The organism is Cobetia sp. UIB-001 (assembly GCF_044789135.1).
GTDB classification, from domain to species: domain Bacteria; phylum Pseudomonadota; class Gammaproteobacteria; order Pseudomonadales; family Halomonadaceae; genus Cobetia; species Cobetia amphilecti.
On record NZ_CP058244.1, the window covers coordinates 2427083 to 2448361 of the forward strand.

Genomic DNA, 21279 nt, shown 5'->3' on the forward strand with positions numbered 1-21279 from the left:
AACTACAACAATTCAGGAGTCTTCTCATGGCAGCGACTGACCATGATCCGCTCGGTGATCCCGCACCACACCCTTCGCAGAACAATGCCCTCACGGCACATATCCGGGTGGAAACCAGTGGCCCGCTCAAGGGCATGCACAAGGGCATGACCCTGACCTCGGCCGGCCTGTTGCTGGCGTTCGTCGTCGGGGCCGGTCTCTCTCCCGATGGGGCAGCCGCCATCTTCGGTGCCGCGCGCAGCTGGATCGAACATACCTTCGGCACCTACTACCTGGTGCTGGTGGTCGCGATGATCGCCCTGTCGCTGGTACTGGTGTGTTCGCCGTGGGGCAGCCTGCGCCTCGGCCCCAAGGACAGCGCGCCGGAATTCTCGCGCTTCACCTGGATCTCGATGTTGCTCTCGGCAGGTGTCGGCATCGGCGTGCTGTTCTTCGGTGTCGCGGAGCCGATGTTCTATTTCGACAATTCCGGTGGCTTCGGCTACCCGAACAACCCGCATGCGGATCTGGCCGGCGCGACCGCCATGGATCACGCCCGCGCCGTCGAGGCGCTCAAGGTGGCCTTCTTCCACTGGGGGCTGCATGGTTGGGCGATCTACGGCATGGTCGGCATGACGCTGGCCTACTTCGCCTATCGCAAGAAACTGCCGCTGGCGCTGCGTTCCGCGCTCTATCCGCTGATCGGTGATCGCATCTACGGCCCGATCGGCCATGCCGTCGACATCATGGGCGTGCTGGGCTGCGTGTTCGGTATCGCCACCTCACTGGGCCTGGGCGTCAGCCAGATCGCGGTGGGCCTCAATCGCCTCACCGGTCTGGATGCCGGCATCGGCACCCAGCTGGCGCTGATCGTCGCGATCAGTGCGATCTCGATCGCCTCGGCGGTCTCCGGCATCAAACGCGGGATTCGCTTCATCTCCGAGCTGAACATCGGCGTGTCGGTCCTCGTGGTCGGCAGCTTCCTGATCGGCGGCCCGACGCTGTGGCTGATCTCGCTGTTCGGCGAAACGCTGCTGGCCTATCTGCGCGATGTGGTGCCGATGGGGCTGTGGGTCGCCGAAACCGCGGGAGAAAACAGCTGGCAGGTCGGCTGGACCATCTTCTACTGGGCCTGGTGGCTGGCGTGGGCGCCGTTCATCGGGCTGTTCATCGCCCGCATCTCCAAGGGCCGCACCCTGCGGGAATTCATTCTGGGCGTGCTGATCGCGCCGCCGCTGATCATCTTCATCTGGCAGGCGCTGTTCGGCGGTACCGGCCTGTATCAGGAGCTGACGGCCAGCATGGGTGCCGGCAGCGGCGAGCTGATGACGCTGGTGCGCAACTGGAATCTGCCCGAAGCGCTGTTCGCCACCGCCGATGCCCTGGCGGGCAACAGCGTGCTGAGCGTCATCCTGTCGTCTCTGCTGATCTTCCTGTTGATCAGCTGGTTCGTGACCAGCTCGGATTCCAGCACCCTGGTGGTCACGACCATCCTGTCGCTGGGCGATGAAGAACCGCTGGCACGCCACCGCATCTTCTGGGGCATCTGCATCGGGCTGGTGGCCGGTACGTTGCTGATGGCGGGCGGACTCAAGGCGCTGCAGACCATCCTGATGGCCGCCGCCCTGCCGATGAGCTTCGTGATCGTGGCGATGACGCTGGGCCTCTTGGTAGCGCTATGTCAGGAATCCGGCATCGTCCTCATGAAGCTCGGCAAGCCGAAGCCGGACAGAGGCCAGGCCTGAGCTTGAGGCTGAGACTGAGAGTAAGCCTGAACTTGTGCCAGCCCCCACATGAAGCCTCACTGGCAAGACAGGCTCTGCCAGACCGGTCCTGCCAAACCCCACTCGCCGAGCCATCCCGTGACAGGGGCGGCTCGGCGAGCCGCGTTGGGCAACACATCAAGCTCATGCCTGCCGATATTGCCCTGAAGCGGGCCGTCATGTCGCAACAAGCCAATTAGTTGTCGTGCATATCCAAAACTGCTTACCCAGTACGGATAGTCTTATGAGGTCCTTGCCATTCACAGGAGCTCAGCATCGGCCTCTTCAACGCGTCACCTCATCCCCGCATCACGTTGCCTGCCACGACAATAACAACATCAGGACTCGCACAATGACCCACCACTCGCCCTCTGCACAGCCTGCTTCTGATCAATCCGCGCCTGAACAGTCCGTCTCTGGACAGTCAAATCATGAACAACAGAACGCGCACTCCGCTGACGACATCTGCGGGCTGGGAAACTCGACCTGTGGCAAGGAGCAATACCTGACCTCGATCGCGACCGTCTGCGTGATCGCGCTGCTGATCGGTGCCGCCGCCCTGTTTCCCGAAGGATTTCTGGCCAGTCTCGACCTGATCAAGGGCTCGGTAATCGGCAACTTCGGCTTCCTGTTCACCTGGCCAGCCTTTGCCGTCTCGCTGATTCTGGTCGCAGTCTGCTTTACCCCACTGGGCAAGCTGCGCTTCGGCGAAGGCGACCCTGAATTCCATACCCTGAGCTGGATGGGCATGCTGTTCGCCACCGGCATGGGCATCGGCCTGCTCACCTGGGGCGTGCTGGAACCCAAATACCACACCGATGCCGGCCTGAGCACCGACATGGCGCTGCTCAACGCCTTCAATCACTGGGGTCTGCTCGCCTGGGCCGGTTATCTAGCCATCGGCGCGCTCTTCGCCCACGCCATGTACAACATGAAGATGGTCAAGCCCGCCGAAGAACTGCTGGGCAACGGCCTGTGGAGCAAGCTGAACCTGATCAGCCTCGTCGTTTCCACCGTCATCGGTCTGTCGCTGTCCTTCACCTACGCGACCACCCCGATCCAGCAGGGGCTGGTCAAGCTGGTCGGCATCGAATTCAGCCCGACCCTGATCATCTGCGTGCTGGCCGTGTGCGCCATCATCTCCTCCGCCTCGGGCCTCAAGCGCGGCATCAAGTGGCTGAGCAACTACAACACCCTGTTCGCGATCATCCTGATGCTCGGCGTGCTGGTGCTGACCGTGCCCGGCGATATCCTCGCCACCTTCGTGCGCTTGGTGCCGGAATACCTGCTCAAGTACCCCGCGATGGCCACCGATATCGGCCTGGGCGATCCGGAGCGCAAGACATGGCTGGCAGACTGGCTGTATGCCTTCGAGGCGGCCTGGTATGGCTGGTTCATCTTCACCGGCGTCTTCATCGCCCGCATTTCCAAGGGCCGCACCCTGCGTGGCATGGTGCTGGGCGTGATGCTGGTGCCGACCCTGTTCTCGTGCCTGTGGTTCGTGGTCTTCGGGCTTGGCAGCCTGAGCCTGGGCGTCGATGACGTCTTCGTATTGATCGACACCATCGACAGCAGCGGCCTGCTCTCCCTGATCCTGACGCTCAACATCCTGCTGTTCTTCATCACCAGCGCCGACTCCGCGGGCCTAGTGTGCGAGATGCTGACCGTCAAACGCTCACGCGCCTTCTGGATCGTCTCCATGGCGACACTGGCTGTCGTGGTCAGCTGGCTGGGCGGCGATGTCTACAAGACCCTGCTGAGCCTGATCTCGGTCGCCGCGATCCCCGTCGCCTTCGGTATCTTCGCGCTGGTGATCGCCTTCGTGATCCGCGTACGCCGTGATCGCGCCACCCGCGCCGTCCCGGCGCCGGCGCCACTTACCCAGCGCTGAACCGCCAAGGCGTTAGATGCGTCGCAGCGCGCACTGATGCAATACAGTCTGTCCAACACAACGGCCCTGCCCTCTAACGAGGTGCAGGGCCGTGTCACGTCTGATGAACACCTTTTTTCGCTACCCGCCACGAACGACACGTCTTGCGCCTTCGCCGCATTGACAGTCCATCAGCACACCCTGATAGGCTGAAATGACTGGCAGAACGCTGGATTTTCAGCGCTTCATGCTGGCAAGACATCAAACATCCACAAACCTTGCTGGCGTTTGTATTGCTGACAAGGCCATGCGGGCATCGTAATTGCGCTCAGGCATGTGCCGAGTGCAATCCGATGCAAGGTGAAGCAAGTGCCTTGCCATGCGGAAGATCGTCTTGCCCAGCGCCTGCCTCAAGTCGTCACCCAACAATCACAATGACGTAGACAGGTAATGACATGTCCCCGACTTCCCAGCAGAATCCTGGGCAGCAGAACACTGCTCACCCGCCCAATGACGCCTCACACGCAGCGCCTGACTCCCCTTCGCTGACATTCCGCTTCGGTGCCTGGGGCGCCGCCATCCCGTTGATCTTCTTTGTCGTCTGGGCAATCACGACCAGCGTGCTGGGGCTGTCCTCTGAAATCGGCCTGGTCATGGGGGCACTGTTCGGGCTGACCCTCGGTCTGTTCTTCTGCACCAGTCGCTGGGAGGACTATGCCAACGGGCTGTTCGATGGGCTGACGCAGCCCATCGGGGTGGTCGCCATCGTCGCCTGGTTCTATGCCGGGATGTTCGCTCAGGTTCTGCAGGTCGGGGGGCTGGTCGAAGGGCTTGTCTGGCTGGGCGGCATCTCGGACATGACCGGCGGCTGGTTCGTCGGGCTCACCTTCCTGCTCGCAGCCGTGTTCTCGACCGCTGTCGGTACTGGTTACGGCACCACGGTCGCCTTCTGCACGCTGATGTATCCGGCCGGCATTGCGGTGGGCGGTGACCCCACCCTGCTGTTTGCCGCGATACTGTCCGGTGCCATCTTCGGAGATAACCTGGCCCCGGTGTCGGACACCACCATCGTCTCCGCCACGACCCAGGGCGCGGATGTCCCCGGCGTGGTGAAAAGCCGCTTCAAGTACTCGATTGCGGCAGCCTTGCCGGCACTGGCGCTGTTCGTGATCTTCGGCGGCAGCGAGCAAAGCGGCATCACCGACCCCGCGGCGGTTCAATCGATGCAGGAGGCCGCCGATCCAGCGGGCCTGATCATGCTGGCGCCCTTTGCACTGGTGCTGATACTGGCACTGCGTGGACAGCACCTGCTGACCTCTCTGACCTGGGGCATCCTGCTCGCCATTCCTGTCATGCTGATCGCCGGCACCGGCAGCCTGCCACAGATCATCGCCTTCGATGCCGAGGCCGATGGCGTCATGACTGGCGCATTGGTTCGCGGCGTCGAAGGTTACGTCAACATGGGCATCCTGATCCTGCTGATCGTCGGTGCCGCCCACCTGATGACCCTCGGCGGCACCATGGAGCATGTCACGCGCCTGCTGATGCGCTGGATCAAGCAATCGATGCGCCGCGCCGAAGTGGCCATCTGGGGCATCGTGGCGCTGCTCAACAGCGCGATCACCATCAATACCGCCGCCGAGATCGCGGCCGCGCCCTTCGTGCGTGCGCTGGGCACCCGCTACCGCATCCATCGCTATCGCCGCGCCAACATGCTGGACGCCGTGACCTCTGCGCTGGGCTACATCTTCCCTTGGGGTGCACCGGTACTGCTGGGCTGGTCGACGATCCAGTCCATGCAGGGCACCTATGATTGGCTGCCCTCCGTCTCGCCGACCGCCGTCTTCCCGTTTGTCTTCCAGGGCTGGTTTCTCGTGGCCATCATGCTGCTGGCCGCCGTCACCAGCTGGGGGCTGACCTTTGAAGACGAGGATGGCAACGAACTCAAGGAGCGTCCGGCCAGCTGAGCGCACGATCCGCACCACACCGCTGACAGACCCCGACTACGCTGAAAGCCTGTGCCATCACGTTTCCCGCAGGCGTTCAGCGTCCATCGGAAGCGAACAGGACCACTACAGACAGGAGCGACGCATGCCAGCCAGTTTCCACGACCACCTCAGCCGTCAGATCAATGAGCTGCATGAAGAAGGTCTCTACAAGCAGGAGCGCGAGATCACCTCGCCCCAGCGTGCCAGCCTGCGGGTCGCGGGCGGTGATGAACACGAGGGGCAAGGGTCGGAGGTGATCAACTTCTGCGCCAACAACTATCTGGGCCTGGCCGATAGCCCCGAGCTGATCGCGGCCGCGCAACAGGCGCTGGAGCGTGACGGCTTCGGCATGGCCTCGGTGCGCTTCATTTGCGGCACTCATCATCAGCATCGCGTGCTGGAAAAACGCCTCGCAGCCTTTCTCGGCATGGACGATGCCATCCTCTATTCCTCGTGTTTCGACGCCAATGGCGGCCTGTTCGAGACACTCTTCGGCCCTGAAGACGCCATCATTTCCGATGCGCTCAATCACGCCTCCATCATCGATGGCGTGCGTCTGTGCAAGGCAAGCCGCTATCGCTATGCCAACAATGACATGCGCGAACTCGAGGCCCGTCTCAAGGAGGCGGACGCCGCCGGTGCACGCTTCAAGTTGATCGCCACCGACGGTGTCTTCTCGATGGATGGCGTGATCGCCAACCTCAAGGGCATCTGCGAGCTCGCCAGACGCTACGATGCGCTGGTGATGGTGGATGACTCCCACGCCACCGGCTTCGTGGGGGCCAACGGGCGTGGCAGCCACGAATACCATGACGTGATGGACCAGATCGACATCATCACCACCACCTTCGGCAAGGCACTGGGCGGGGCCTCGGGCGGCGTGACGGCCGCGCGCGGACCCATCGTCGAGTGGCTGCGCCAGCGCTCGCGCCCTTACCTTTTCTCCAACTCGCTGGCGCCGCCCATCGTGGCGGCGACTCTCAAGGCGCTGGACAAGGTCGAGGACAGCGCCGAGGCGCGCCATCAACTGTGGGAGAACGTCGAACGCTTTCGTCGTGGCATGCAGGAGGCCGGCTTCACCCTCGCGGGTGCCGGTCACGCCATCATTCCGGTGATGATCGGCGATGCACGCCTGGCGGGCGACTTCGCCAATCGCCTGTTGGAGGCCGGCATCTACGTGATCGGGTTTTCCTATCCGGTGGTGCCCAAGGGACAGGCGCGCATTCGCACCCAGATTTCGGCGGCGCATACCCCGGAGCAGATCGAGACGGCCATTGCCGCCTTCACGCGCATCGGCCGCGAGATGGGCGTGATCGACTCCACGACGGGAGGTGATGCATGAAGGCGCTGGCCAAGCTCAAGCCCGAACCCGGCATCTGGATGACCGAGACGGCCGTGCCGGAAATCGGCCACAACGATGTGCTGATCAAGATCCGCAAGACCGCGATCTGCGGCACGGACATGCACATCTATCAATGGGATGAGTGGTCGCAGGCGACCGTGCCGGTGCCGATGGTCACCGGTCATGAGTATGCGGGGGAGATCGTCGCACTGGGCAGCGAGGTGCGCGGCTACGAGATCGGTGACCGTGTCTCGGGCGAAGGGCACATCACCTGTGGCCATTGCCGCAACTGCCGCGCGGGGCGTCGCCATCTGTGTCGCAATACCGAGGGCGTGGGCGTCAACCGCCCCGGCGCCTTCGCCGAATATCTCGCCCTGCCCGCCTACAACCTCTTCAAGTTACCGGATGAGATCAGCGATGACATGGCAGCCATCTTCGACCCCTTCGGCAATGCCGTGCATACGGCGCTGGCGTTCGATGTGGTCGGCGAAGATGTGTTGATCACCGGCGCCGGGCCCATCGGCATCATGGCGGCAGCGGTCATCCGCCATATCGGGGCTCGCCACGTGGTGATCACCGACGTGAATGACTATCGACTGGCACTGGCCGAGCAGATGGGCGCGACCCGCACCGTCAATGTCAGCCGCGAATCCCTGAAGGAGGTGATGGCGGAGCTCGACATGCATGAGGGCTTCGATGTGGTGCTGGAAATGTCCGGCGTGCCTTCCGCCGTCGAGCAGATGCTCGATGTCATCAATCATGGCGGCAAGATCGCCATGCTGGGCATTCCGCCCGGCGAGATGGCCATCGACTGGACCAAGGTCATCTTCAAGGGGCTGACCATCAAGGGTATCTACGGCCGCGAGATGTTCGAGACCTGGTACAAGATGGCCAGCCTGATCCAGTCAGGGCTGGATCTCTCGCCCATCATCACCCATCGACTGAGCGTCGAAGACTTCCAGCAGGGCTTCGAGATCATGGGCTCCGGTCAGTCGGGCAAGGTGGTGCTCGACTGGGGCTGAGGGCGTCTGCTCGGTTCAGTCTCCACGCAAGTCAGTCGCCGCCTCGCGCGGCAACAGCCCGAAGGCCTCACCCATGCCGGGGGCGGCAAGGCGCTCGAGGAACCATTTGAGCGCCTTGCCCTGACGGCCACTGCGCCAGGCGAGCGAGAGATCGATCGGCGCGCGCTGCGTCTCCAGCTGCAGCAGTGCCAGACTGCCCTCCTCCAGATGACGATGGATTCGATGCCGCGGCAGATAGCCGACTCCCAGCCCCTTGCGCTGGACCTCGATCTTCTGCGCCGTGGTCTTGACGATGATCTGGCTGCGGCCGTCCAGCAAGCCGGAAGAATGACCGGGCAGACTGCGCGAACTGTCCGCCACGATCACGGTGGGATACTCCTGCAGCGCCTCGATGGCAATCGGCTGCGCCAGCCGGGTCAGCGGATGATCTGCCGCCACGGCGAAGACCGGTTCTATTGCGCCGAACCGCCGGCACGCAAGCCCCGACACCGGCGGCTCGCCGGGCGCGCCGATCACCAGATCACAGCGATTGTCATGCAGCGCATCCCAGGCACCCGCCATCACCTCCTCACTCAACACCACTCGCGTGCGCGGCTGGATGGCCTGGAATTCCTCCAACAGCGGATAGAGCGCCTCCGGATCAAGAATGGTATCGACGCAGATACGCAGCTCGACCTCCCAGCCGGCTCCCGCCTGACGCGCCAGCGCCGTCATCTCCTCGGTGGCCAGCAGAATGCGCCGCCCATGCGCCAGCACCAGGTGGCCCGCATCGGTCAGCTCGGCCTTGCGACGTGAGCGATCGAACAGCGGCACGCCCAGCTCTTCCTCCAGCTTCTGGACCGAATAGGAAATCGCCGAGGGCACGCGATGCAGCGTCTCGGCGGCCGCGGCGAAACTGCCCCGCCGCTCGATGGCATCCAGCACGCGCAGGGCGTCGAGTGTGATGGGTGAGACCATGATTCAAAAATTCTGATCATTGAGACCAGAATCCTCCGTTATTTTTTTGATAAGCCACATTCTATAGTAGCTCCATCGATCAAACACACTGATCTGAAAGACCTCATATCCCCTGATCAATGGAGCCACGCATGTTCAAGTCTGCCCTCTCTCGCCTGATGAACACCGATTCCAGCCTCGCAAGTCTGGTGCTGCGTGTCCCGACCGGCATCATCTTCATGGCCCACGGTTCACAGAAGCTGTTCGGCGCCTTCGGCGGCTATGGTCTGGAAGGCACCGGTCAGTGGATGGCGTCCATCGGTATCGAACCCGGCTACCTGATGGCGCTGCTGTCCGGCAGCGGCGAGTTCTTCGGCGGACTGGCGATCCTGATCGGCCTGCTGACACGTCCGGCGGCTGCCGTGCTGGCTTTCACCATGCTGGTCGCCATCCTGACCGTGCATATCGGCAATGGGCTGTTCGCGAGCAACAACGGCTACGAATACGCGCTGGCACTGCTGACCATCGCGGCGAGCCTGGCGATCACCGGCGGCGGCAAGCTGTCACTCGACCGTCTGCTGAGCCCGGCCAGGCACGATTCATAAGCCTGCTGAAGGCTGGCTATTCATCACTCAATGCGCGCCCGCACAGCCTCAGGAGGTTGCCATGCTCACGTTACGTCCCGGCAATGAGCGCGGCCATGCCAGGTTCGCCTGGCTGGAAAGCCGCCATAGTTTCTCCTTCGCCAGCTACTACGACCCGGCTCACATGGGCGTCTCCGTACTGCGCGTGATCAACGATGACCGCGTGGCGCCGGGCGCGGGCTTCGATCCGCACTCGCACAGCGACATGGAAATCATCAGCTATGTGCTGTCAGGCAGCATCGAGCACCGCGACAGCATGGGCTCACGGCACACCCTGGGGGTCGGCGAAGTCCAGCTGATGAGTGCCGGGACGGGCATCGAGCATAGCGAGTACAACGCCTCGTCCCGCGAGCCACTGCGCTTTCTGCAGATCTGGATCACGCCACAGGCCAAGGGGCTGCCGCCGCGCTATCAGCAGCAGCCCTTCGCCGCCCGCGACGGTCTCACCCTGTTGATCGCACCACCGGCGCAAGCCGCGCCTGGGGTGCTGGCCATCAATCAGGATGCCCGGATGTATCGCATCGCCCTGCAAGGGGATGACGAGCAGCGCGCAGCACTGGAGCTGCCACTGGGCGCAAGGCGCCGCTACTATCTGCACGTGATCGAAGGGTCCACGCGCTTGAGAGGGGACGATGCGCAAAGTGTCTCGCTGGGCGCAGGCGACGCCGTGACGCTGGATCAGGCATCACGACTCGTGCTGAGCGATGCCCACCGGCTGCATGCCCTGCTGTTCGACCTGCCCGCCTGAGCCGTTGATGCTGACCAATTCCTGATAGCCAAAAAAGACGCCGCCTCCTTGCCCAGTCGATACGGGTAAGGAGGCGGCGTCTTTCTGTCTGCCATTGCCAGCACGCAGCGGCTCACAAAGCGCTCCACAGAACGACACACGGAGCGATTCCCGGAGCGAACCATGGAACGACGCAACCCGTAAAAAGTCACATGGTAGAGTAAGGTCTGCAGTGCAGGGTATGAGACTGGCAGCCATTGCCGACACCTTCAGATGACGGAGACAGCGCCATGACGAATGAGACCATCATCGCCGCCGAGCCGCCTGAGACACTCAGGCTGCCAGCACCGGATCAGGTAGCGCAGACAGGCGATGGCAGCCGTCCACACCAGGAGGCCCTCGACGCCCATGCCGAGGACTACTCGGAGGCTGGCTTCTGGCGCAAGGTGAGCGGCGCCGCCAGAAAGGCCGGCAAGCGCGTGCTCAATCCCGCATTTCGCATGTATTTCGCCGCCCAGGACCCCGATACGCCTCTCTGGGCGCGCACCACCATCTATGGGGCGCTGGGCTATTTCATCTCGCCCATCGATGGCCTGCCCGACTTCACGCCACTGCTTGGATACACCGATGACCTGACGCTGATGGCGGGTGCCGTCGCCATCGTCGCCGCGCACATCAAGCCGGAACATTCCGCGCGCGCGGAGACGACGCTCAAGCGCTGGTTCGATTGAGCTGGCGCCTCTTGCATGTCTTCATATATACAAATGCAACAATATTCAACAAAAGTTAACAATGGTTGAAAGGCGTTGTCTGGCCCGTGTTTAGCCTTGTGACATGCGCATGTTACGGTGAGCGACAACTTCGCCACGCCCGAGAATTCGTCATATGCCCGTCACTCGTATGCCCATGCCATTGATGAAACTCGCTACCGCGGGCATTGCCCTCATGGTGATGGCCGGCTGTGTGTCGCGCGCGCAGATCGATGTCCCGAAAGTAACGCCGGTGGAGGCGCAGGCCTACCAGCACAAGGTGTTCTATTCCGACGTCTATTACAGCCAGCCACAGGCCAACCTGTTTTCCGGCGCAGCCCAACAGGCCATGCAACCACTGGGCAACATCAAGCTGTCGCGCGCCTGTTCACCGGCGATGACCCACTTCAATCAATTGCTGCGTGAGCAATTGCCCGCGTCTTCGCGCATCACCCATGATGCACGTGCCAGCGACTACCGCCTGCAAGTGGAAATCCAGGCCCATGAGAATCGTGGCCCTGTCTATCTTGATTACCTGATCGCACAGAACCTGACCAAGAATCTGCTGACCTTCGGTGTCGCCAATGAAGATTTCGATATCATTGCCGATTTCGATGTCCAGTATCGTCTCTACGACAAGAACGAGCAGTTGCTGTTCAGCAAGGATTACGCCGTTCAGGACTCCGTGCCGCACCAGGCAGGCAACTTCGACTTCGGTGATCGCATCTTCCTGCCGGCCCAGAACATGATGAAGAAATACCTGCTGCTGACGATGAATGACTTCTTCGTCAACGCCAGCCGCCCGAGCCCTGAACTTGCCGCCGTGCTCAGCGATAGCTGATAGCGAGGCAGATCCAGCACGCACTGGCATCACTCGACTTCATACACGTCACAACACGACAACGCCTCGCCAGCCAAGCTGACGAGGCGTTGTCGTGTTTCAGGCCCCTTCATCCCTTCGCTATTGCCCTCGAGACTCGCGCTTCGTGTACCTCGCGGCATTCAGCACGATCGCGAGCAGAATGAAGACATCAGTTCAGGACTCACAAGGCGTCATTGACTTGTCTGTTCCGTCTGCTTCGCCTGCGCGTCTCTTGAGGTGTCCTTGCGCAGCCCGAGCGGCATGCGCAGCAACACATCCGGGCGGTTCTGCGCCAGGCTCAGCACCGTGATCGCGAGCAGAATCAGCGCCATGCCACCTATCTGCATGGCACTCAGTCCCTGTCCCAGAATCAACAGGCCATACAGGGTGGCAGTGATCGGCTCGATCATGGCGACGATGGAGGCGACTGACGGCAAGCTATGGCGCAGCCCGGCAATATAGCAATAGAAGGACAGGCCACCGCCCACCAGCCCGAACAGGATGAAGACCCACCACTCATCGGCGAAGGGCACCGCAATCGCCTGTCCCATGTCCGTGAACGGCACCATGATCAAGGTGCTCAAGCCCAGCGCGATGGCCAGGATGCCCGGCACACTGCCGTGCCGCGAAGCGGACTTGAAGGCAAAGATGAACACGGCATAAGACACGCCCGCCAACAAGCCAAAGGCGATGCCCAATGGGGTGACAGAGGCAGAGCCGGATTGCAGCACGCCTGTCAGCAATACGATGCCAATCATCACCACCACGATCGATCCCAACTTGGTCGGCGTCGGTTTCTCGACCCGCGCCAGGAAAGAGGCGATATAGACAAAGATGGGTGCGCTGTACATCAGCGTGGCAGCCACCGCGACACTGCTTTCATTGACGCTCTTGAAATAGAACATGAAATTGCCGGCGACACCCAGCCCCGCCAGCAATGACCACACCAACAGACCCCGCGTGGAGTCGGCCGGGCGCTTGTGATAGCCCAGCAGAAACATCCAGCCCAGCATGCAGATGAACCCCACCATGGCGCGCCAGAACGAAATGACTTCGGCCTGCCAGCCCCACGACATCAACTGACTTCCCAGCCCACCGGTAATCCCCCACTGGAGGGCTGCCAGAATGACCAATAACGTGCCCCATTGTGCCATGCGCTCTCCATAGACGTGATTGATTAAGGTAAGACAGCGTAACAAGACACGCCCGGCGCCTGTAAATATACACAGCAGGCTTATTTGTACTTTCTTTTATTTAAATGGTATCCAATTGTTATTATCAATCAGCCAACGAAAGTTAAACTTGAATACCTGTTGCCAATGCATGACAGACATGACGGCTACTAGTGACTTGTCACTGAATCGTGCGCGACTTCTTGAATAATCAGTGGATATATCCTTGCCTGAACAGGGCTTAATTTCGCCCATCATCTCGATGACAATGACGCCCCCATGAAGCTGGGATTCACGCAAGCCAGCAAGGCGTGAGCCGCCCTTATGGCGTGCAAGACACCCCCACCCGACCAGCTTCTTGTTCGCCATTCCTCCTTCTATTGGGGCGCTTTTGGCGCTTTTGGCGCTTTTGGCGCTTTTGGCGCTTTTGGCGCTTGGGGCACGTGAAGCGCGTGACATGCAGATGTCATTGGCCGCGCGCCCTTCCTGTCACGCTCAGGAAGCAGACGCCTCTCACCCGGTAAACTGCCGCCTTTTAGTCTAATAAGCTGACCTGCTGCGCGTGATGAGTGGGCTGCGACACCTCACAGAGTCATTGACTATCAATGAGTTGGCGCAAATAAACCTCACGATCATCACTGGTAATACCAGATGACCTCAAGTAGCAGAAACAAATGGACTCTCTTACCTTGAGCTAGCGTCAGGTGCGACATAACCACGCACCCACCAACAACAAAGTCTTATAAAACGACGTTCGCCACGCAACATGGGGCGCCACGCAACATAGGGAGAGTGCTGCACATGAATCAGTCGCTATTGGCACTATTGGCCTTTGTGCCATTGCTGCTCGCCGGGGTGCTGTTGATCGGCTTTCGCATGGCCGCCCGCCTCGCCATGCCCATCGTCTTCGTGGTCACTGCACTGATCGCCCTGCTGGCCTGGGACATGACCTTCACTCGTGTCCTGGCCTCGTCCCTGCAGGGACTGATACTGACAGTCGCGATCCTGTGGATCATCTTCGGCGCCCTGCTGCTGCTCAATACCCTCAAGCATTCCGGCGGCATTGCCGCGATACGCAACGGCTTCTCCGGCATCAGCCCGGACCGCCGCGTGCAGGCCATCATCGTCGCCTGGCTGTTCGGCTGCTTCATCGAAGGTGCCTCCGGCTTCGGCACCCCTGCCGCCGTCGCCGCCCCCTTGATGGTGGCGCTGGGCTTCCCGGCACTGGCGGCGGTCGTGGTGGGCATGATGGTGCAATCGACGCCGGTCTCCTTCGGTGCGGTCGGCACGCCGATCGTGGTCGGGGTCTCCGGTGGCCTCGACAAGGCCGGTGTCAGCGAGACACTGGCCACAAATGGCTCGAGCTGGGACGCCTACTTCCAGCTGGTGACCTCTGAGGTCGCCATCACCCACGGCATCATCGGGATCTGCATGCCGTTGACCATGGTTGCGGTGATGGTGCGCTTCTTCGGCGCCAATCGCTCCTGGCGTGAAGGGCTGGAAGTCGCGCCCTTCGCGCTGTTCGCCGGTGTCTGCTTCGTGGTGCCTTACGTACTGGCGGGCATGCTGCTGGGGCCGGAATTCCCGTCGATGATCGGCGCCATGGTGGGGCTCGCCATCGTGGTACCCGCAGCGCGCAAGGGCTTTCTGCTGCCCAGCCGGACCTGGGACTTCCCGAACGCAGACAACTGGCCCGCAGAGTGGATCGGCAAGCTGGACATGACACTTGAGCCCGTCGAGGGCCGCAAGCCGCTCTCGGTCGGCATGGGGTGGCTGCCGTATGTGCTGCTCGCGGTGCTGCTGGTGATGTCGCGCGTCATCGCGCCGATCAAGGAGGCGCTGACCTCATGGAGCTTCGGCTGGAGCGGCATTCTCGGGGAGGCTGACATCTCCGGCAGCCTGCAGCCCTTGTACCTGCCCGGCGGTATCCTGGTGGTCGTGGTACTGCTGACCATCGTGCTGCACCGCATGCGCATGCGAGACGTCAGTGCTGCCGTCAGCGAATCCAGCCGTACCATCCTCGGCGCAGGCTTCGTGCTGCTGTTCACGATTCCGATGGTACGTATCCTGATCAACTCCGGCGTCAACGAAGCGGATCTGGTGTCGATGCCGGTGGCAATGGCACAGTTCATCGCCGATAGCGTGGGCGATATCTATCCGCTGTTCGCGCCGAGTGTCGGTGCCCTCGGGGCCTTCATCGCCGGCTCCAACACCGTCTCCAACCTGATGCTGGCCGATTTCCAGTTCAACGTCGCCCAGGCTCTGGGCATCTCCAGCGCCATGATGGTCGCCCTCCAGGCGGTCGGCGCGGCTGCCGGCAACATGATCGCCATCCACAACGTGGTGGCTGCCTCGGCCACCGTCGGCCTCCTGGGTCGCGAAGGCGTCACGCTTCGCAAGACGATCCTGCCGACGCTCTACTACGTGATCTTCGCTGGCATCATCGGCATGATCGCCTTCCACGGCCTGGGTGTTGTCGACGGCTTGATGAGCTGACAGCGCGCCTCGTATCACTCTGGCAAACGACAGCAGGCCCGCATTGTGTGCGGGCCTGCTGTCGTGCGGAGATCATCAACAGAATATTGAATGTGTTTACTCCAGGGGCCTGTTTATCAACAAGGCACGGCGTAATAAATTGCCCAACATCGCCGAAACGGCAGCCTTCATGTCGCAAGCTTCTGGAGCAGACATCCCATGACCCACTCTGTATTGCATTCCACTCGACTACAGCAGGCCCGCGAGCTCGAACTTCCTTCCCGCGAGGCCATGCTGCGGCGCGCCCCCTCCGTCCAGCAATTCTGGGACAGCCATCGTCAGCTGCTGAGTGACGCCTGGCGTGAATGGGAAGCCGTCGAGCAAGACGACCTCGCCATCCTCGATAGTGGATTGATCGACGAGGCGCTGCGCACTGCCGTCAAGCAAGCGTGGGAAAATCCCGAGCGCGAGACGGACATCAAGGCGCTGATGACAGAAGTCGCCACTGACGTCTATCAGTTCCAGCTCTTCGATGTCGAGCGCATTGCGGATCTGCGCAACATGCTGGAACAGGCATGGGACGCCGGTATTCCGCTGCGTCCGCCCTACGGCATCGTGCTCAATCGACGCGGCGCCATGCTCGACCATCGCTCAGAGGGCTATCTGGCGGCACCGGGTTTCCAGGCGTTCTATCAGCAACTGCTGGACACCTACATGCGCCCGATCTCGCGGTTGCTGTTCCCGGAAATCATCGGCTACGACAGCCAGTCCTTCGGCTTCTCGATCCATTATCAGCCCACCACGGACGCCTCGATTCGGCCGCATACCGACGCCTCGTCCGTGACTCTCAACATCAACATGAACCTGCCCGACGAGACCTTCGAGGGCTCTGAACTGGACGTTCTGGACTCCGCGAGCGGAGACGCAGTGCGCTTCTCGTTCACGCCCGGCTCGGCCATGCTGCATCGCGGTAATGTGCCGCATGCCGCGCAGCCGATCACCAGCGGCCAGCGCTCCAACCTGGTGCTGTGGCTGTATGGTGAGCGAGGACAGATACCGCCACAGGGCGCGCAACGCCGGGCGATACCTGCCAGAGACCGCTGGGTCGCCTCGAGCGCCGAACAGGATGATTACGCACCGTTCTGATGGCCAGCGTGCTCTACTGGTAAACATTAGTGAGCAACGACGACAAAGGGGGCCCTTGATAGGCCCCCTTTGTCGTTGTCATGCGCTCGATAACGGCGCTCAATCATCCCCTCATGACCACCTGATCATGGCCTCGCCTGCCATGACGGGAAAGCCGAGCAGGTCACGAAGGGTCGCGGCATCCGGCGAGAGAGTCAGCCAGCTCACGGCGGCGATATTGAGCAGTACCGCACACCAGAACACGAACTGGTAGCTTGTCTTGCGCGTCTTGTGACGCAGGCTCTGCTGGGCGATCAGCGCGCCCGGCCAGCCACACAGCAGCTCCATGAAGTGCAAGGTATCCTCGCGAACTCTCTGTTCACTCTCAGCAGCGGCCAGTTTATCTACCCGATACGCCATGTACGCCACCAGGCTCATGCCCAGATACGCTGCAGGCAACATCCATGGCAGACGCTCCTGCCACCAGCCCGCTCCGAGTACGACCATCACGGCTAATGCCACCAACCATGCAAGCCACACCCCGGTAGAGGTGGTGGATGCTCCGGCCCCATGGGTGCGAAAGCGGATGGCACGTGGGCGGTTGTTGTCATCCATGCCCAACTGATAATGCACCTGCGCGCTAGCCTTGGGTCGCCCGCGCCCCTGGTAGGCGCTGATATGGGCAAAGACATCCTTGCCACCCGACGCCGGGGTGATGAAGCCAAAGCCCTTGTCATCGTTCCAGCGCGTCAATCGTCCTTGAAGGTTCATCGTCTCATCTCTTCCCGGTCCGGCCCTTAGCCGATGAAGGTGCCCGTGGCGTTGCCGCCGCCCTTGCCACTGGAGCCACCATCGCCGTTGTCGTCATCATCTTTTTCATCTCTTTCAACTCTGTCACCCCTGCCATCCTTGCGCTCACGCTCGGTCTCCCGCTCGTCACGCTGATCACCCCAAGGGTCCTGATCCTGAGAGCGAGCGCCGCCTTGTTCATGATCGCGGATATCGGCAGCAGAGGCCTTTTGCGAATTGGCGTACACGGCGAGCGCATCATCGGGATTGCGCGCCGAGACCTGGGCCTGCTCTTGATAGCCCTGGGTTTCCAGCAGGCTCGCGTACCACAGGTTGCCCTTGAGGCTGATGGTCAAGTTGAGGCCCAGGAACAGGATATTGGAGATCAGCTGCCCTCCCTGCGTCGCCGGAATGAAGACCGAGCTGAGCACGATGAAGCCGAACAGACTGGCCGCCAGCAGCCACATGCGCTTGTAGAGCGCCCAGAACAGGCCGAAGAAGAATGCCGGCCATGACCAGCCGATCTTGACGGCACGCGTCCCGTGCTCGGGATGCGTCAGAATACGAAATGAAGCCATCGTGAAAATCCTTGTCTGTGATGCCGAGCGGGCAACAAGCTGTGACAGGCTCGGATAAATGACACACGCTTCGTACTATACCGCCAGCCACTTGTCAGGACCATGAACTGATCTATTGCTATCTCACTGATTTGCATCGGGCTTGTCAGCCGGTCAGAGAGGACTGAAAGTCACCATCAACCTCGAGCGCCTCCCTGAGTTGTGCACTGAGACGGTAGTCGTGGAGCGTGTGTCCAACATGATCGAGGAAGGCTTCGATATCGCCGTGCGTATCGGCTCCCTGCCCTCCTCGGGGCTTTCGGCGCTGAGAGTCGGCAGCGTGCGGCGCGTGGTGTATGGCTCACCGAGCTATTTCGCCCGCGAGGGCACGCCGGACTCGCTTGAGGCCTTGCCCGGACAGCGCATCGTTACCTCGAGCAACATGAATGCCGGCAAGGAGTGTCGCTTCGGTCGCGCAGGAGAACACGCCATACGAGTGAGCCCCCGGCTAACGATGAGCCCTGCCTTCAGATCGCCAGCTGATCAATCGGCTGCTGGCGCAAGGCCTCGACCAGATGATCCGCCAGCGCACGCACCGCCGGACGGATCAGACGCTGCGAGGGGTGGAGCAGATGAATGGGCAGCGGCGGCATCGCGAAGTCGGCGAGCACTTCGACCAGTTCGCCCTGCTCCAGCCCTCGCGTCACATAGAGCGCCGGCAACAGGGCAATGCCCAGCCCCTGCAGGGCAAAGTCGCGCAGGCACAGCGATTCATTGGCCTCGAGACTGCCGTTGACCTTGATGAGAGTGGGCTTGCCGTCGACCTGATAGCGCCAGCGTCGCGCGCTGGAGAGCGCCGGATTGATCAGGCAGTCGTGCTCTGACAAGGCCGCTGGCGCAAGCGGCGTGCCGCAGCGGGCGAGATAGTCGGGGCTGGCGACGGTCTTGAACGCCAATTCACCGACGCTGCGCCCCACCATGCTGGAATCGTCCAGGTAGCCGGCACGTAGCGCCAGATCCACCTCCTCCTCGATCAGGTCCACCTTGCGGTTGATCAGGTTGAGCGAGATCTCCACCTGCGGGTGCTGGCGCCGAAAGCTCGCCAACAACTCAGGCAACACGTACTGGCCCATCATCATGGGGGCCGTCATGCGAATGCGCCCGCGGACCTGCTGGCTGTCATTGCGCATGTCACTCAAATCATCCACCTGGGCGATGATCTGCTCGACCTTCTCCAGATAACGGTGGCCCTCATGGGTCAGGTGCAGCGCACGGGTGGTGCGATTTATCAAGCGCACGCCCAGCCACTTCTCCAGCTCACTGATCTGGCGACTGACCGCCGATGGCACCAGATTGAGGCGTTCGGCAGCACGGGTGAAGCTCTGCTCATGCGCCACCTGGCGATAGATACGAAACGCGTTGAGAAGGTCCATGCCGCCACCTCTGCCATCAATGATTATTCAGAATTCTTCACAAATGATATGTCAGTGATGTGATTTATTGAATTTTCAGCGCCTCGTAAGATGCCACTCATCGACCCGAGCCCGGGTCAGCGACGAATGACATCCCCATGAGGAGCAGGCAGATGAAAATCGTAGTGATCGGCGCCACCGGCACCATCGGCAAGGCAGTCAGCAGCGCCCTGCAGGAGCATGAAGTCATCAAGGTCGGCCTGAACAATGGCGACTATCAGATGAACCTGGAATCCCCCGAATCCATCCGTGACCTGTTCGCCAGTATCGGCAAGGTCGACGCCGTGGTTTCCACTTCGGGCCAGATCGTCTTCGGGGCCGTCAATGAGCTGAGCGATGCCGACTACGCCATGACGATCAACAACAAGCTGCTGGGGCACCTGAGCCTGTTCAGGATCGCCGCACAGCACCTCAACACCGGCGGCAGTTTCATCGTGACCACCGGCTATCTCGCCCAGCACCCTATCCCCGGCTCTGCCGCCATCAGTACCGTGAATGCCGCGCTGGATGCCTTCGTCAAGGCCGCCGCGCTCGAGATGGGCGACACTCTGCGCGTCAATGCCGTCAGCCCGCACTTCGTGACCGAAACCATGCTGGCGATGGGCATGCCCACCGACGGCGGCATCAGCGCCGCCGACACTGCCCTCGCCTATCGTCACCTGCTGGAAGGCGATCACAACGGCATCTCGCTGGATGTGCGTGACTTCCTGGCCTCACGCTGAGCCGAGGCGACCACTGCAAATCACTTCTTCAGCCCCTGGGCGAGCCAATCTTGTGGCCCGCTCAGGGGCTGAAGGCCGTCATGTCCTGTTGCAGCAGGCTCGACAGCCGACTGGCGCCATCGCTCAACTGACGGCCCAGGCGGCTGATCAACTGCACATGCGGCGTGACGAATTGGGCTTCCTGCAGCGGGATTCGACACAGGCGGCCGGCGGCGACTTCCTCGGAGACCACGAACTCCGGCAGCAGGGTCACGCCGCCATGCAGCGCGAATTGCTTGAGCATGGCGAGGGCATTGCAGGTCAGGGTCGGGCTCAGCATCACACCGGCCTGATGTTCGGCCTGGGCCACGATCTGGCGGATGCCGAATGACACCTCCGGCAGGGCCAGGGAGTGACTGGCCAGTGCCGCCAGCGATAGCGGCTCGAGCGTGCCTGCCGCCCGCCTTGAGCCTTCCTGAGCCGCGAACTGTTGCCCCCCGAACGGCTGCCCCCCGAACTGTCGAGCCAAGACATGCTGCGGATTGACCACCGCACACACCGGCTGCGGCCGCGAGACGTGTGTGCGAATCTTCGGATCGCGAGTCGGGTGAAACACCAGCCCCAGATGCGCTTCGTCCTCGACCACCTGACGGATCACTTCATTGGTCCCGCATAGATTCACCTTGAGTTCGATGCCCGGATAACGCGCGGAGAAACGACTCAATGGCCCCGCCAGCCCCTCGATGAACCCCTCACCGATCGCCAGCACCAGCGAGCCACTCTGCAGCCCCTTCAATGACTGCAACGACTCGAGCAGAACCTCCTGCTGCGCCAGACGCTGCCGGTAATACTCCAGCACCCGTTCCCCCGCCTCCGTCGGCTCGACCCCGCGACGATGGCGCTCAAGCAGCGGCATGCCCAGCTCATGCTCCAGCTGGGTGATCTGCCGACTGACTGCGGAAGGCGCCACATTCAGGAAATCCGCCGCCGCGCGCACGCTACCGAGTCTTGCCGCCTCATGGAAGTGACTGATACGTCGATCCTGCACCAGACTCATCACGCCCCCAGCATTGCCTTGAAGGCAACATTAAAGTGAATTCTGGATT

Annotated in this window: 19 protein-coding genes and 1 pseudogene; 13 read left to right on the plus strand and 7 right to left on the minus strand. The window is 61.7% G+C overall.

All coding sequences use genetic code 11. The annotated features are described in order from the left end of the window. The first annotated feature begins 26 nt into the window (after positions 1-26). From HA399_RS10105 to tdh, 5 genes are all read left to right on the plus strand, one after another. On the plus strand, positions 27-1724 hold the full coding sequence (locus HA399_RS10105) for a BCCT family transporter (protein ID WP_404324858.1): 1698 nt from the start codon (positions 27-29) through the stop codon (positions 1722-1724). Positions 1725-2094: 370 nt separating this feature from the next. Continuing rightward, entirely contained in the window at positions 2095-3633 is a 1539-nt protein-coding gene (locus HA399_RS10110) for a BCCT family transporter (protein ID WP_404324859.1), read from the plus strand. Between the two features lie 434 nt (positions 3634-4067). Further along, entirely contained in the window at positions 4068-5579 is a 1512-nt protein-coding gene (locus HA399_RS10115; RefSeq protein ID WP_404324860.1) for a Na+/H+ antiporter NhaC family protein, read from the plus strand. A 124-nt stretch (positions 5580-5703) separates the two neighbouring features. Then, a complete protein-coding gene (locus HA399_RS10120; RefSeq protein WP_213114467.1) occupies positions 5704-6942 on the plus strand; it encodes a glycine C-acetyltransferase in 1239 nt (412 codons plus the stop codon). Beyond that, positions 6939-7964, plus strand: coding sequence for an L-threonine 3-dehydrogenase (tdh, locus tag HA399_RS10125; RefSeq protein ID WP_324689738.1), 1026 nt, complete (start codon positions 6939-6941; stop codon positions 7962-7964). Before HA399_RS10120 ends, tdh begins: the two co-directional genes overlap by 4 nt. A gap of 15 nt (positions 7965-7979) precedes the next feature. On the opposite strand, the gene HA399_RS10130 is transcribed toward tdh, so the two are convergent. Beyond that, entirely contained in the window at positions 7980-8921 is a 942-nt protein-coding gene (locus HA399_RS10130) for a LysR substrate-binding domain-containing protein (protein ID WP_216060823.1), read from the minus strand. Positions 8922-9052: 131 nt separating this feature from the next. Here HA399_RS10130 and HA399_RS10135 point away from each other — a divergent pair, with 131 nt between their 5' ends. From HA399_RS10135 to HA399_RS10150, 4 genes are all read left to right on the plus strand, one after another. Beyond that, positions 9053-9505: a DoxX family protein gene (locus tag HA399_RS10135; protein ID WP_404324861.1), complete on the plus strand. Its 453-nt coding sequence runs from the start codon at positions 9053-9055 to the stop codon at positions 9503-9505. 61 nt (positions 9506-9566) lie between these two features. After that, entirely contained in the window at positions 9567-10292 is a 726-nt protein-coding gene (locus HA399_RS10140) for a pirin family protein (RefSeq protein WP_404324862.1), read from the plus strand. 269 nt (positions 10293-10561) lie between these two features. Continuing rightward, entirely contained in the window at positions 10562-11002 is a 441-nt protein-coding gene (locus HA399_RS10145) for a YkvA family protein (protein ID WP_288388152.1), read from the plus strand. A 175-nt stretch (positions 11003-11177) separates the two neighbouring features. Then, the gene (locus tag HA399_RS10150) at positions 11178-11861 is read left to right on the plus strand and encodes a hypothetical protein (protein WP_131432260.1); all 684 of its coding nucleotides are present in this window, start codon (positions 11178-11180) and stop codon (positions 11859-11861) included. 212 nt (positions 11862-12073) lie between these two features. Here the strand turns inward: HA399_RS10150 and HA399_RS10155 are convergent, their stop codons facing one another. After that, positions 12074-13036, minus strand: a complete 963-nt coding sequence (locus tag HA399_RS10155; protein WP_404324863.1) for a DMT family transporter — start codon at positions 13034-13036, stop codon at positions 12074-12076. A gap of 96 nt (positions 13037-13132) precedes the next feature. After that, positions 13133-13513 carry a hypothetical protein gene (locus HA399_RS10160; protein ID WP_404324864.1) on the minus strand — a complete coding sequence of 127 codons (381 nt, stop codon included), beginning with the start codon at positions 13511-13513 and terminating at the stop codon, positions 13133-13135. A gap of 342 nt (positions 13514-13855) precedes the next feature. On the opposite strand from HA399_RS10160, the gene HA399_RS10165 reads away from it, so the two are divergent. Both HA399_RS10165 and HA399_RS10170 read left to right on the plus strand, forming a co-directional pair. Next, positions 13856-15550, plus strand: a complete 1695-nt coding sequence (locus tag HA399_RS10165; RefSeq protein ID WP_404324865.1) for an L-lactate permease — start codon at positions 13856-13858, stop codon at positions 15548-15550. A gap of 198 nt (positions 15551-15748) precedes the next feature. Further along, entirely contained in the window at positions 15749-16675 is a 927-nt protein-coding gene (locus tag HA399_RS10170; protein ID WP_404324866.1) for a 2OG-Fe(II) oxygenase, read from the plus strand. Between the two features lie 111 nt (positions 16676-16786). Here the strand turns inward: HA399_RS10170 and HA399_RS10175 are convergent, their stop codons facing one another. After that, entirely contained in the window at positions 16787-17425 is a 639-nt protein-coding gene (locus HA399_RS10175; RefSeq protein WP_404324867.1) for a DUF1294 domain-containing protein, read from the minus strand. Between the two features lie 26 nt (positions 17426-17451). Continuing rightward, on the minus strand, positions 17452-18021 hold the full coding sequence (locus HA399_RS10180; RefSeq protein ID WP_324689755.1) for a DUF2628 domain-containing protein: 570 nt from the start codon (positions 18019-18021) through the stop codon (positions 17452-17454). Positions 18022-18220: 199 nt separating this feature from the next. Between HA399_RS10180 and HA399_RS10185 the strand changes: the two are divergent. Continuing rightward, positions 18221-18427: pseudogene (locus HA399_RS10185) on the plus strand (LysR substrate-binding domain-containing protein); the annotation flags it as partial. Positions 18428-18527: 100 nt separating this feature from the next. Here HA399_RS10185 and HA399_RS10190 read toward each other — a convergent pair. Continuing rightward, positions 18528-19433 carry a LysR substrate-binding domain-containing protein gene (locus tag HA399_RS10190; RefSeq protein WP_404324868.1) on the minus strand — a complete coding sequence of 302 codons (906 nt, stop codon included), beginning with the start codon at positions 19431-19433 and terminating at the stop codon, positions 18528-18530. 152 nt (positions 19434-19585) lie between these two features. On the opposite strand from HA399_RS10190, the gene HA399_RS10195 reads away from it, so the two are divergent. Beyond that, on the plus strand, positions 19586-20194 hold the full coding sequence (locus tag HA399_RS10195; RefSeq protein WP_404324869.1) for a short chain dehydrogenase: 609 nt from the start codon (positions 19586-19588) through the stop codon (positions 20192-20194). A gap of 61 nt (positions 20195-20255) precedes the next feature. Here HA399_RS10195 and HA399_RS10200 read toward each other — a convergent pair whose 3' ends face one another. Then, positions 20256-21230, minus strand: a complete 975-nt coding sequence (locus tag HA399_RS10200) for a LysR family transcriptional regulator (RefSeq protein ID WP_404324870.1) — start codon at positions 21228-21230, stop codon at positions 20256-20258. Between the last annotated feature and the right edge of the window lie 49 nt (positions 21231-21279).